We start from the raw sequence: 12,562 nt of genomic DNA, 5'->3' as shown, positions 1-12,562 counted from the left end.
GTGCTGTCCGCGGCACTATTGACGTCTCCGCGCGCAGCGGTGCCCCACGGCTAGAATCGCCGACTGTGAGCCCCGCCGCGTCCCCACCACCCACCACGCCTACTGCGCCGCCGTCGCCCCGGCGCGGTGTCGCCCGCTGGATGTCGCACCCACTCGTGGTGGCACTCGGTTGGGTCGTCGCCCACGTGATCCCGGTGTACTGGGTCAGCCACGACGGGGAAGCCCTGGGGGACGTCCGCTACTACCGGTGGGGCATGACCGGGCAGATGGACGGTGCGATGGACGAGTACCCGGAGGTGGGCACCTGGCCGGTGAAACTGGTGCACCTCCTCACCGGGCCAGAGTTGACCGATGTTGCGGAGTCCCGGTTCATTGCCGGGTTCATCCTGCTCAATATCCTCACTTCCGCGGTCTTCGCGGCCCTGTTGTGGTGGCGGGGGAAGGTCCGGGGCACCGCCACCGCGGTGTGGTTCTGGATTCTGTTCATCGCCGTCTCCGGCCCGATCGTGGTGACCCGACTCGATCTCTTCCTCGGTCTGGTGATCGCCGGGGCCGTCTGGCTGCTGTTCTCCAACTCCCGGGCCCGACATCTGGCCCCGGCCCTGCTGGCGACGGCGACGATGATGAAACTGTGGCCTGGGGTGCTGGGTGCGGTACTGATCGGCGGCTGGCGTCGCCGGTCGACCTGGGTGCGGGTCGCGGTATTCGCAGTCTCCCTGGCCGCGCTGTGTCTGTTGGTCGTGGCGGCCGGGTCGGTGGACCGGCTGGTGTCCCCGTTGACCTATCAGGGCGACCGTGGCCTGCAGATCGAGTCAGTGGCCGCCACTCCCCTGATGCTCGCCGCGGCGATCGCGTCCTACCGCGATCCGTCGACGGCAGGAACGTGGGAGATCGGCTATGCCGCGTCGAAGTCCTACGAGATCACCGGGCCCGGGGCCGACGCCGCCATCGCCGTCGCCACCGTCGCACAGGTTGTGATGCTCCTCGCCGCCGCGGCCTGGGCGGTGGTCCGGTTGGTGCGTGACGACTGGACGCCCACCCTCGTGCTGGCCTCGGTCCTGCTGCTGACCGTCCTGGTGATCGCGACGAACAAGGTCTTCTCGCCCCAGTACATCGTCTGGCTCGCCCCGGTCGCCGCAGTCGACCTGCTGGTCCTCACCGGGAAGACGCGACGGTGGATCCTGGCGGTGTCCGGGCTGGTGCTGCTCCTCGCCGCGTTGACGGCGATGGTCTACCCGCTGCTCTACGACGGGCTGCTCTCCTCCGCCCCTGATCTCGGGGCCACGGTGGTGCTCACGCTGCGTTCCATCACCGTGGTAGTGCTGGCGGTGGTCTGCGCCGGGTGGACGCTCAGTGCGTCCGGCCGGGCAGCACCCGCGACCGCAGCCGGGTGACCAGGTCGACGGCGTCGGCGGCGACGAGGTCGCGTCCGGTCATCGTCACCGGTCCCGGTACCAGGTCCAGCTGAACTCCCGACAGTCCGAGCAGCTGCTGGAGCGGACCACGACGCAGACTCAACTCCTGGATGTGCGCCGGGGCGATCACCGAGACCACACGACGTAGCCGTCCGTGATGGGAGATCACCGCCTGCCACTGGGGCTGGGTCGGCTGGGTCGGCTGGGTCGGCTGGGTCGGCTCCGTGTGCTCGGCCACCAGCGTCATCCCCTGGCGGGTGCGGTCCACCGGGGAAACCCAGCGTGCCGAGTCGGGGCTGCGGTAGACCACGATCTCGCTGGTCTCACCCGCCCCGCTGACCCCGCCTGTCTCGCTGCCCGGGTTCTCCCTCATCCCCTCCGGGTGAGCCAGGTCGGTGACCTGGGAGGCCGACAGCGGGGCGAGCAAGGTCAGGACACGCAGAGTCTGGTCGAGGCCACCGACCGGTAGGAGCGTGGTGGTGGACCCGCTCTTACCGTCCTCGGCACCGTAGCCGGCAATGTCGACCTTGACCTTCCACCAGCCCAGTAGTCGCCAGATCATGGGTTGTGAGACCTCCACGGCGTGGATCCGGCCCAGCGGCACCGACTGGCGTCGGCGTTCGGTCAGTCCGAAAGTCACCCCGAGGACATCCCCGCTGAGCCGGGCGGTGAACCGCCAGCTGGTGTTGAGGATTCCCCACAGCCACGGCACCACACCGATGGCCACCGGCACCAGCAGTGCCAGGCCAGCAGGTGTGGCCACCGCGACGACCACCGCGATGAGCACACCGACCGTGGCCCCGGACAGGGCGGCCGCGGCAATGGACCGGGAGATCGGGATCGGGGCAACGATCACAGCGGCCGGATCCGCTGTGTCGACTGTGCCCGCTGTACCGCCTGTACCCTCGAGTCGGTCGTCTGCGTCGTCGGGTGTGCCGTTGACCAGGTGCAGCAGGGAGGCCCGCAGCTCCTCGGCGTCCGCCCGTGGCAGGTACTCCACCGTCACCGCGGAATCGGAACCACCGGCGGTCTCCACCGAGACCCCGGCCAGCCGGAACAACCGCGCGGCCAACGGTTCCACGAGGTCGATGGCATGCACCCGGTCGAAACGGGCCGTCCTGAGCTGCCGGGAGATCACCCCGCGGCGCACCGCGATCTCCTCCCCGGTGACCCGGTACCCGGTCGCCCGCCACCACGGCAGCGACACCAGCCAACCGAGTGCGAAGGCCACGGGGAAAATCGCGACGATCCCGCCGACGACCAGCACGGAGGGCAGCGAGGACCTGCCGAGTGCCTCCCATGCCGAGACGATCAGGTCGGACTGCTGGAACATCACCACGGCGACGACACCGATCACCACCGCCCACATCCGCAGCAGTGGGCTCAGGGCGTGGACGCGCCGCCACTGCGGTTCAGTGACCGCCGGGTCGGTCACCCCGGTGTCGGTGGACACCTGTTCACCCCCGGGTCGCTCGCTCACAGCCCGCTCATCCGCTCGCGGGCGGCGACGGCGAGACGGTCGCGCAGTGCATCAGCGTCGGCGTCAGCCAGGCCGACCACCTCGGAGTCACTGGTGGACGAGGCGGTCTGCAGCTTGACCCGCTTGACCCCGAAGAGGCGCTCGACCGGGCCAGCGGTGACATCGACGTACTGGATCCGGCCATAGGGCACCACGGTGAACCGACGCCACAGTCGCCCACGGGTGACCAGCAGTTCGTCCTCGGTCTCCAGCCAACGTCGGCGGTCTGCCTGGACCGGGATCAGCCACAGCAGCCACAGCAGCAGGACGACCAGGACACCGCCGGCGATCCACAGGATTGTCGACCAGATGCCGTCGACGAGCACGGCGATGACGACGCTGGCGATCAACGGGATGATCGTCCAGGGCAGGTTGGCGAGGAAGGTGGCCGGAACATAACCCTTCGCCACGGCGTTCATCGAGTCGAGTGACACCGGGGTGGCCACTGTGTCCACTGTGTCTCTGCGGACCCCTCCGGTCACGTTGTCTGTCATGCCTCACAGTGTGGCACAGGCTGTCTTGGGGTCGCATAAGTGGGTACTGGACTGGCGCCTCGGCCCCTCTAGAGAGCGAGAACCTGCTCCACGGTGCGCCGGGTCTCCTCAATGTAGCCGCCGCCGAAGACGGCGGCATGCAGGTAGAGGATGTGCAGGCGATGCAGTGGCATCAGTTCACGCCAGCCTTCGGACAGTTCGGCAGACTCGGCGTAGGCGTCGAGGATGGTCTCCAAGTATGGAGCTCCGAACATGGTGAGGAAGCCGAGGTCGGTGAGCGCATGTCCGCCGTGGGCGCTCGGGTCGATCAGGGTCGCACCGTCCGGTGACCACATCACATTGCCGGACCACAGGTCCCCGTGCAGTCGGGCCGGTGGGCGCCCATCGTCGAAGTCCCCGGAGCTCAGCCGGTCGAGCAGGGCGTCTGTACCGGGAACGCCTCCGGCGTGACGGTCCAGTGGGGCGATGATGACCTCGGCGTAGAAGCGCCCCCAACTGGTGTACTCGGCCAACGGCAGTTCCAGGAGATGATCATTCGGCCCCTGGTAGCCACTGCCCTCCCAGGTGGCGGGCCCGGAGCCGAAATGGGGTGCTCCGGCGGCATGGGTCGCTGCCAGACGACGTCCGAACTGCTCGGCGGCATCCTTGGTGGCGGAGGTGGAGGGGACGCGGCGCAACAGCAGGTCGTCACCCTCACGGTCGACGACCTCGGCCACCGGCGCTCCCCCGCCGTCTGCGGCATCATCCAGCCAGGACAGACAGGCCGCCTCCCAGTCACCGGTGCGGCCGGGGTTGTGTTTGCGAAACGTGGACATATCGTTCAAGGCTAGTCCGGCAGGCTACGCCCGGCAGTGCGCCGCAATACGTGGGAAGGTCTCGAACATCAACGGGGCCATCGAGTGGGACGGGTCGTCGGGCGTATGCGTGGTGGTACCGAGAGGAAGCCAGACCGCCTCGGCGATCTCGGCGGCAGGGAGGACGGCATCATCGGGGGCAGCCACGGCGAAGAGGTCGGCGACCACGGTGGTGTCCGGTTCATTGGCCGCGACTGCGCTGAAGGAGCCGACCCCGGTCAACGCGTCCGCGTCGATGGTCAGGCCGGTCTCCTCCTCGATCTCGCGCACTGCCGTGTCACGTGCGGACTCGCCTGCCTCAGGTTTTCCTCCCGGGTACTGGAACAACGCGGCGCCCTGTTTCCGGACGGTCAGGACTTCGAGACCACCGACTGCTCCCGGGGCGTCACGCAGGATGGCCACCGCACTGACATGCACGGTCGCTGCAGTCGACGTATGAGTCGCAGTCACTGTAGTGCGCGCCGGATGGTGGACACGGTGACGGTGCAGCTGTCCTCGGAGTCGCGCTGCGGATAGCCACGGCAGACGTCCGAACCATGCTGCATCAGCAGCAGGACGGCTGCGCTGAGTTCCTCGGAAAGCCGCTCGAGCTGCTCTTCGTCGTCGACCAGGGCGGTGACCGCGGCGGCCAGGCTCTGCCGGTCGATGATGCCGGGTCCGCCGTTGGTCGGGCACTCGCCGCCCACCAGCAGCCGGAGGTAGGCCTGCGCCGCGAGGGCGAGGCGGTCACCCTCGTCGAGGAGTTCGGTGGTGTGCCGTCGGAACCGCAGCATCGAGGGCATCGTGACGTGCCGGTCACGCCACCGGGCGGTGGCGTGGGCGCGGTCCAGGGTCCTGGCGAAACGCTTGGTGGCAGACACCAGGGCGGTCTGCAACACCGCTGACCGCCCATCCAGGGCGTCGCGCAGCAGGCGTAGCCCCTCCCAATGCTGTTCCAGGTACGCGGCACGGCCGGCAAAGGGCAGGGTGCCGTCGGCCATCCGGAGGAATACCGTGGAGCGCCGCAGGCAGTCGACCGCCGAAGCCGCGGCGACGTCCAGCACTTCTGCTGCCTCGTCGACGATCCTCGGGTCCTGCCGTGGTGCGTCCTGGTATCCGTGCATCTAGTTGTCTCCGTTGGTTCCGATCAGTCCTGCGGGGTGATGTCGAGAGTGCGCCGCAGCCCCTCGAACACCCCGGAGTTGTACGCGAACGCGGCGCGGGCGGCGTTGATGACCTGCTCCCGCTCCCCTGCGTCAAGCTCCATGGCGTCCAAGTACTCGCGGTAGGCGTCCCGGTAGCGCTTCGGCTTCTCGATGTGGGGGAAGCGGTAGAAGGAGGTGGCCGTCTCGGGAACGTCGTAGTGACGACCCATCATCCGGCCGATGACCTGGCCGCCGGCCAGGTCACCCAGGTAGCGGGTGTAGTGGTGGGCGACGAGTGCCGGGACGTCCTGCTCCCGGGCGATGCGCTGCAGCTCGGCGACATATGCGGCCGTCTCCTCGAGAGGGGCGGCGTCCACGGTGCCACCCAGGGCCCCGAGGTCGGCCTGCAGGGCCGCGCGGCGGTCCAGCTGGCGATCGGCGATCAAGGCGAAGCGGGGGTCGTCCGCACAGGCCTCGACCGCGTCCTCCAGAGCCGAGTAGAACAGGTAGGCCTGCTCCTGCAGAGCGGTGAACGCGGCGGCGTCCAGGCTCCCGTCGAGCAGGCGCTCCATGTAGATGGAGTGTTCCGCCTCCTCATGAGCCTGACGGGTGTCCTCCCGGAGCAGCTCCGAGAGGGTGGTCATCGTCGCAGTCATCGTTTCCTCAGGTCCTCAGTTCTTCTGTCGATCACACCAGAATGCCGATAATCAGGTGCTCGTGGGCATCATGCACCGCAATGTTAGCATCGGCTGACCTACTTAGGAATCATCCACATGGCTTATTCCTGCGGGGTGGGCCGAATCCACAGTTGACCCTCTACGGCACTGACACTCACCGGCCACCCGTACACCGCACTCAGCCGCTCTGACGTGCAGACATCCGCCGGTGACCCCAGTGCCTCGACCCTTCCGTCGCTGAGCAACGCCAGCCGGTCACAGTACTGGGCGGCCAGGTTCAGGTCGTGCAGGACGACCAGCACACCGGTGCCGGCGGCCGCGATCCCGCGCACCGTCGACATGGTGCGTTCCTGGTGGCCGATGTCCATCGCCGCCGTCGGCTCATCCAGCATCACGCAGCCGGCCTGCTGTGCCATCACCCGGGCGAAGGCCACCCGCGCGCGCTCACCGCCCGACAGGGTGGTCACGTCACGGTCCTGCTTCGGCATCATCCCGACCTGCTCCAGGCAGTCGTCGACGATGCGCTCGTCGCGGGCCGGGTCGGACGGCCAGGCCGAGCGTCCCATCCCCACCACGTCGCGGACCAGGTGGGAGAAGGACACGTGGGAGTCCTGGAGCATCACCGCACGTTCCCGCGCCGCGGCCCTGGCGGAGTAGTCGCTGTAGGGGTGTCCGACCAGCCGGACGTCCCCGGACACCGGTGTCAGGTCGCCGGAGAGCGCCCCCAGCAGCGTGGATTTGCCGGCACCGTTGGGGCCGATCAACCCCAGGACCTCGCCGCGGTGCAGCGTGAGGTCCACACCGTGCAGAATCTCGGTACCACCGCGGCTCCCCGCTCCCCCGCCGACGGAGACCACGAGGTTCTCAGCGCTCAGCACGGTGTCGTTCTTGTCGGTCATCTCGCTCATCCGAGCACACCCCCCTTCTTCAGCATGCGCCGCAGCAAGACGAAGAACGTCGGACCGCCGACCAGGGCGGTGAAGATACCGATCGGCAGGTCGGCGTAGGCGATCATCGTGCGCGAGGCCAGGTCGGACAACAGCAGCAGGACGGCACCACCCACCGCGGACAGCGGCACCAGCCAGCGGTTGGACGCCCCGATGACCTGGCGCAGGATATGCGGGACGATCAGGCCGACGAAGCCGATGATTCCTGCGAAGCTCACCGCCAACGCCGCCAGAGCGGTGGACAGGCCCACGATCACCACCCGCATCATCGGGACGTTGATTCCGGCGTGACCGGCCGCGCGCTCACCCAGGCTCAGGACGTCCAGCTGTCCGGCGATGAGCATCGCCGCCACCAGACACACCACGACCGGTATGACGACGATGCCGACATGGTCCCACTGGGAACCGTTGAGCGATCCCATCTGCCAGAAGATGACCTGCTCGCGGGACGAGGTGGGAGCCAGGAAAATGAGGAAGGAGATCGCCGCGCCGGCTACCGCGTTGACCGCGATTCCGGTGAGGATCAGGGTCAGCACCTTCACCTGGCCGTTGATCGAGGACAGCCGGTAGATCACCAGCGTGGTGAGCACACCGGTGGCGAAGGCCAGCAACGGCACGGTCGCAGCCCCGAACACCGTGAGGTTCAAGACGATCGCACAGGCCGCACCCACGCCGGCACCGGAGGTCACGCCGATGACGCTCGGTTCTGCCAGGGGGTTGCCGAACAGGCCCTGCAGCAGGGTACCGGCGACGGCGAGAGCTGCACCGACCAGCAGACAGAGCACGATGCGGGGCATGCGGATCTGCCACAGCACATTGGCGGCCCGCTCTGCCTCGGGGGTGTCGGTGCGGTTCAGCAGTGCGTCCCACACCTGCGACGGGGTCAGGGCGAACTGGCCGAGCACCAGATTCAGCCCCACGACCAGAAGCAATGCGAGTAGTAGCACGCTCAGCGTGGTGACACGGGTGACGCGTCTCCGGCGGAGGGTTTCGTTCATTACCTCGACCTTACCGGTGTAGTCAGGTTAGCCTGCACAACGGGTTGGTCGAATCGGGGGTGCCGGACTTCGGACAGTCAGCCTCAGCCGGTCAGTCGTCGAACTCCGCATCAGTGACTTCCTCGCCCCAGAACACCCGGTCGATGACGCGGCGGGCCTGGCGCGTGATCTTCAGGTAGTCGTCGAGGAATCCCTGGCTGTCCTCCGGCGTCCAGTTCGCTGCCGCCGCTATCTGTGACAGCAGTGGCCCGGGTGCCGGCAGCTGGTCCCGTCGCTTGGCGTTGACCAGGATGATCGCGTTGCGGGCCCGGGTCGCCGTCAGCCATGCCTCGCGCAGGGTCACGACATCGGCCTCGGAGAGCAGCCCGGCGACCCGGATCTCCTCGAGGACCTCCAGTGTGGAGGTGTTGTGCAGGTTGTCGATGCGGTGGCTGTGCTGCATGGTGAGCAACTGGACGGTCCACTCGATATCGGTGAGACCGCCGCGGCCGAGTTTGGTGTGCGTGTAGCGGTCGGCACCCTGGGGCAGCCGTTCGGCGTCGACCCGGGCCTTCATCCGGCGTACCTTTTGGACGGTGGTGCGGTCCGCGCCACCCTCGGGGTAGCGGAACTCGTCGATCATCCGCAGGAACCGGATGCCCAGGTCCTTGTCCCCGGCGATCCAGGTGGCCCGCAGCAGTGCCTGGAACTCCCAGGTCTCACCCCACCGGCTGTAGTAGTTGCGGTAGGACTCCAGGGTGCGCACGGTCGGGCCGCTGCGTCCCTCGGGACGCAGGTTCAGGTCCACCTCCAGCGGCGGGTCCTGGGAGGGTCGTGACAGGCGGGTACGCATCTGCTTGCAGATGGCGGTCGCCCAGGCCACCGCATCATTCTCGGTGCCGGGTTCACCATCGCCGTCGACAGCCCCGGCGGTCACCTCGGCGACCGGCTCACAGACGAACATCACATCGGCATCGGAGCCGTAGCTCAGTTCCGCCCCGCCCAACCGGCCCATCCCGATGACCGAGATCCGGGCCGGCGCCTGCCGGTGGTTCTGGTCCTCCCACGCCCTGATCTCCGCGGCCAGCGCAGCCTCGAGCACGGCGTCCCACACCCAGGACAGGGAGCGGCAGATCTCCGGGGTCTCGATCAGCCCGAGCAGATCCCCGGAGGCCACCCGGGCCAGCTCGGTGCGGCGCAATGAGCGGGCGGCGGCGATGGCCTTGTCCGGGTCCCGGTGACGGGCGGCTGCGGCGACCAGCGAATGGCTGATCACGGAGGGGTCCTTCTCCAGCAGCTTCGGACCGTTCGCCCCGTCGGAGAGCAGACGCACGGCGTCCGGTGAGGCGATGAAGAGGTCGGCGACATAGGGCGATGTCCCGAGGATGTGCATCAGGCGTTTGCCGACGATGTTCTCGTCACGCAGCAGTCGCAGGAACCACGCACTGTCGAAGGCCGCCTCGGAGAGTTTCCGGTAGGCCAGCAGTCCGGCGTCCGGGTCTGCGGTGGGTGCCAGCCACTCCAGCAGCGACGGCAGGATCATCGCCTGGATCCGGTCCTTGCGCGAGGTGCCGGAAGCCAGGGCGGTGAGGTGGTCCATCGCCCGGCTCGGGTGCGTGTACCCCAGCGCGGCGAGCTGCCGCTGGGCGGCCTCGGGGGTCAGGCGCAGTTCGTCGACGGACATGGCGACGACGGAGGTCAGCAGCGGGCGGTAGAAGAGCTTGTTGTGCAGCTGGCGGATCTGCTGGCCGACCTTGCGCACATTGGAGGTCAGTGCGTCCACCGCCCCCTCCTGCCCGTCACCGCGGACTCCGGCGGTCCGCGCCAGCCACAACCGGCCGGTGGTGTCGTCCGCGGCAGGTAGCAGGTGGGTGCGGCGCAGGTGCTGCAGCTGCATCCGGTGCTCCAGCATCCGCATGTAGGCGTAGCACCGGGTGAGGATGTGACCGTCCTCGCGTCCGACGTATCCGCCCTTGACCAGTGCATCAAGTGCGTCAACCGTGGAGCGAACCCGCAGCGACTCGTCGACCCGGCCGTGCACCATCTGCAGCAACTGGATGGCGAACTCCACGTCGCGCAGCCCGCCGGGGCCGAGCTTGAGCTCGCGCGGCGTCAGCTCGTCGGGCACATTGTCGATCACCCGGCGGCGCATGGCCTGCACGTCCGGGACGAAGTCCTCGCGCTCGGCGGCACTCCACACCATCGGTGCGAGTTGGTTGACATACTCACGACCCAGTTCAATATCGCCGGTCATGGGCCGGGCCTTGAGCAGAGCCTGGAACTCCCAGGTCGACGCCCAGCGTCGGTAGTAGGTCAGGTGGGAGTCCAGGGTGCGCACCAGCGCGCCGTGGCGGCCTTCAGGACGCAGTGCGGCGTCCACCTCGAAGAACACCCGGCAACCGATGTTGATGAACTCGCCGGCCAGCCAGGTCGTCCGGGAGTCGGCAGGTTCGGCGACGAAGACGACGTCGACGTCCGAGATGTAGTTCAGCTCGCGGGCACCACACTTGCCCATGGCCAGGACCGCGAGCTTCACCGGCACCTCGCCGGTGGGGAACACCGTGGCGGTGGCCACCGCCAGCGCCGCGGTCAGTGCCGCATCGGCAGCGTCCGACAACCGGGCGGTGAGGTCGGAGAAGGACACCGGCGGGGTCACCTTGTCGTCCTGGTTCTCTGCATCCCGGCCGGTGCGGGCGGCGCGCCGGATGAAGGTCGCGGCCAGATCGATCGCGGCGATCCGGGCCAGCACGGTGCGGTAGGCCGTGCGCATCGCCCGGTCTGCGTCAATCCCAGTCACGCTGGCCCGGTACAGCAGGGATTCCTCGTCCTCCTGCACCGGCTCGGCACCAACCGACTCCAGCAGTTCCCCCATGGTCTCCTCGCGCTCCGGCAGCTGACCGGTCAGCTGGGGCCAGACCAGCGGGTTGGCGATCACGTGGTCACCGAGCAGCGTCGAGCCACCGAACAGCGCGAGCAGCCGCACCCGGAACGCCGGGTCGGTGTCCAGGGCCGCCAGCAGCTCCTTGGCGGACGCCTCCCCGGTCACCGCATCATCTTCCAGGGTCTCGACCAACCGGACCACGGCGTTCAGGGCACGGTCCGGGTCACCGACGGAGGACAGCACCCCCAACAGGTCGAGGTGTTCCTCGTCGTCCCACCCCAGTGCCGCCAGGTCGTCACCGGCGGACGGCCGGCTCAGGCCGAGCGATGCCGGGGACGGTATGGGAGAGCGGGTGGTGCGTAGTGGGTTCACTCCTGGACTCAACTCCTACGGGACCGGCGCTCGGGGTCTCTCCCCGATCCAACGGTGCCACCCATCGTAATGGCATCCCCGGACGGGATGGACGGACGGCATGTCCGGGCGTGATCCGACGCACCCCCTGCCACGGGGACATTTCCCCATACTCACCACTTCGTGTCCGGGGCACCCGCTACATTAAGGATCATGCGACGTTTCTCTCAGACTGCTGGCCACTCACGCCGCCTCAGCCGCACCACAGCTCTGCTCACCGCCACTGTGCTGGGGCTCGGCCTCGCCTCCTGCGGAGAGGAGGTCGAGAAGGCAGGGAGCTTCAATGCCCATGAGTGCCCCGACACCGTCGCCCCGGCCGATGCCAGCGCCCTGAGCAACACCCGGTGGACCACCGAGAAACGGTCCTACCACCAGCGGGAGGAGTGTCCGACCCAGGCCGACGCGGACGCCTTCTACGCCAGCCAGGCCGACGGTGGCAGTGGCGAGACCCCCAACCCCTCCCGCAGTCCCGACAGCCCGACCAGGGCCGACGGAAATTCCGGATCTCCGGACCCCGGCATCTCCACCTCCTCCCCCGGGGTGCCGGAGAGCCCCGCCATCGCCCGGGAGCGCAAGGTGTACCGCAACTCGGCGGACTTCCAGTTCCTGGACACCGCCGGCACCCTCGCCCCCGGCGCGAAGTACATCGTGGACGGCTCCGGCGGCCAGGGCAACTGCTCTTTCGGGTGGATGGTGCACCCCGAGGGGGACAACAGCCGACTGCTCAACCTCACCGCCGGGCACTGCGGCGACGTCGGCGACAAGATCTACGTCCAGGCGCAAGGCCAGAACGCGGTCAATGTCGGTGAGATCGTGTGGCAGGCCTACTCCGGCTCCAACGGCCAGGTCGACGGCGGACCTGACTACGCCCTCATCGAGATCTACTCCGACTACTTCGGGTACGCCAGCGCCACCCCGTCGGTGAGCATGGGCTCCACGCAGGTCGAAGTGAAGGGCTGGGCGGGCAAGGACTGGCTCGAGGAGAATCAGCCCTACATGTGCCGACTCGGCTTCCGGTCGGGATTGTCCTGCGGAAATTTCCAGCAGATGACCAATGACATCTCCATGACCTACGACGCCATCTCCGACCACGGGGACTCCGGCGGAGCCGTGTGGGCCTTCGACCCGTCCGACTCCTCGCAGACCTCGATCTACGCCGTCGGTGTCACCAGCTGGCTGCGGTACGAGGACGCCGCCACCGCCGGGGCCAAGACCGTGGAATCGGTGATGAACGCCCAGAACCTGAAGATCTACGCCTTCTGA

The 12,562-nt window shown here is 68.2% G+C and carries 11 protein-coding genes; 2 read left to right on the top strand and 9 right to left on the bottom strand.

Going from position 1 to position 12,562, the window contains the following annotated elements:
• Positions 1–65 precede the first annotated feature (65 nt).
• Complete coding sequence (locus tag ACTXPP_RS06770; protein WP_301495339.1) at positions 66–1,394, top strand: glycosyltransferase 87 family protein; 1,329 nt, start codon at positions 66–68, stop codon at positions 1,392–1,394.
• On the opposite strand, the gene ACTXPP_RS06765 is transcribed toward ACTXPP_RS06770, so the two are convergent.
• The 9 genes from ACTXPP_RS06765 to ACTXPP_RS06725 form a co-directional block, all read right to left on the bottom strand.
• Entirely contained in the window at positions 1,351–2,895 is a 1,545-nt protein-coding gene (locus ACTXPP_RS06765) for a PH domain-containing protein (protein WP_443341429.1), read from the bottom strand. The genes ACTXPP_RS06770 and ACTXPP_RS06765 overlap by 44 nt on opposite strands.
• Positions 2,892–3,353: a PH domain-containing protein gene (locus ACTXPP_RS06760; RefSeq protein WP_443341457.1), complete on the bottom strand. Its 462-nt coding sequence runs from the start codon at positions 3,351–3,353 to the stop codon at positions 2,892–2,894. The genes ACTXPP_RS06765 and ACTXPP_RS06760 overlap by 4 nt, the downstream gene beginning before the upstream one ends.
• A 143-nt stretch (positions 3,354–3,496) precedes the next feature.
• The gene (locus ACTXPP_RS06755; RefSeq protein ID WP_301495335.1) at positions 3,497–4,243 is read right to left on the bottom strand and encodes a fructosamine kinase family protein; all 747 of its coding nucleotides are present in this window, start codon (positions 4,241–4,243) and stop codon (positions 3,497–3,499) included.
• A gap of 24 nt (positions 4,244–4,267) precedes the next feature.
• Positions 4,268–4,732 carry an NUDIX hydrolase gene (locus ACTXPP_RS06750; RefSeq protein WP_443341427.1) on the bottom strand — a complete coding sequence of 155 codons (465 nt, stop codon included), beginning with the start codon at positions 4,730–4,732 and terminating at the stop codon, positions 4,268–4,270.
• The gene (locus tag ACTXPP_RS06745; RefSeq protein ID WP_443341426.1) at positions 4,729–5,385 is read right to left on the bottom strand and encodes a hypothetical protein; all 657 of its coding nucleotides are present in this window, start codon (positions 5,383–5,385) and stop codon (positions 4,729–4,731) included. The genes ACTXPP_RS06750 and ACTXPP_RS06745 overlap by 4 nt, the downstream gene beginning before the upstream one ends.
• A gap of 23 nt (positions 5,386–5,408) precedes the next feature.
• Positions 5,409–6,062, bottom strand: coding sequence for a biliverdin-producing heme oxygenase (locus tag ACTXPP_RS06740; protein WP_443341423.1), 654 nt, complete (start codon positions 6,060–6,062; stop codon positions 5,409–5,411).
• Between the two features lie 122 nt (positions 6,063–6,184).
• Positions 6,185–6,991, bottom strand: a complete 807-nt coding sequence (locus ACTXPP_RS06735) for a heme ABC transporter ATP-binding protein (RefSeq protein ID WP_443341421.1) — start codon at positions 6,989–6,991, stop codon at positions 6,185–6,187.
• The gene (locus ACTXPP_RS06730; RefSeq protein ID WP_301495326.1) at positions 6,988–8,028 is read right to left on the bottom strand and encodes a FecCD family ABC transporter permease; all 1,041 of its coding nucleotides are present in this window, start codon (positions 8,026–8,028) and stop codon (positions 6,988–6,990) included. Before ACTXPP_RS06730 ends, ACTXPP_RS06735 begins: the two co-directional genes overlap by 4 nt.
• A 91-nt stretch (positions 8,029–8,119) precedes the next feature.
• Positions 8,120–11,260, bottom strand: a complete 3,141-nt coding sequence (locus tag ACTXPP_RS06725) for a bifunctional [glutamine synthetase] adenylyltransferase/[glutamine synthetase]-adenylyl-L-tyrosine phosphorylase (RefSeq protein ID WP_443341420.1) — start codon at positions 11,258–11,260, stop codon at positions 8,120–8,122.
• 192 nt (positions 11,261–11,452) lie between these two features.
• Here ACTXPP_RS06725 and ACTXPP_RS06720 point away from each other — a divergent pair, with 192 nt between their 5' ends.
• On the top strand, positions 11,453–12,562 hold the full coding sequence (locus ACTXPP_RS06720; protein ID WP_443341419.1) for a trypsin-like serine protease: 1,110 nt from the start codon (positions 11,453–11,455) through the stop codon (positions 12,560–12,562).

It is taken from the genome of Candidatus Corynebacterium faecigallinarum, assembly GCF_052264515.1.
GTDB classification, from domain to species: domain Bacteria; phylum Actinomycetota; class Actinomycetes; order Mycobacteriales; family Mycobacteriaceae; genus Corynebacterium; species Corynebacterium faecigallinarum.
Note: the sequence above shows the minus strand (reverse complement) of the source record. Positions and strands in the feature narration are given on the sequence as shown.

Bases quoted from the DNA above. Each gene is read 5' to 3' on its own strand.
- ACTXPP_RS06735 (WP_443341421.1), bottom strand. From the start codon at position 6,991: ATGAGCGAGATGACCGACAAGAACGACACCGTGCTGAGCGCTGAGAAC.
- ACTXPP_RS06760 (WP_443341457.1), bottom strand. From the start codon at position 3,353: ATGAACGCCGTGGCGAAGGGTTATGTTCCGGCCACCTTCCTCGCCAAC.
- ACTXPP_RS06755 (WP_301495335.1), bottom strand. From the start codon at position 4,243: ATGTCCACGTTTCGCAAACACAACCCCGGCCGCACCGGTGACTGGGAG.
- ACTXPP_RS06720 (WP_443341419.1), top strand. From the start codon at position 11,453: ATGCGACGTTTCTCTCAGACTGCTGGCCACTCACGCCGCCTCAGCCGC.
- ACTXPP_RS06730 (WP_301495326.1), bottom strand. From the start codon at position 8,028: ATGAACGAAACCCTCCGCCGGAGACGCGTCACCCGTGTCACCACGCTG.
- ACTXPP_RS06740 (WP_443341423.1), bottom strand. From the start codon at position 6,062: ATGACTGCGACGATGACCACCCTCTCGGAGCTGCTCCGGGAGGACACC.
- ACTXPP_RS06745 (WP_443341426.1), bottom strand. From the start codon at position 5,385: ATGCACGGATACCAGGACGCACCACGGCAGGACCCGAGGATCGTCGAC.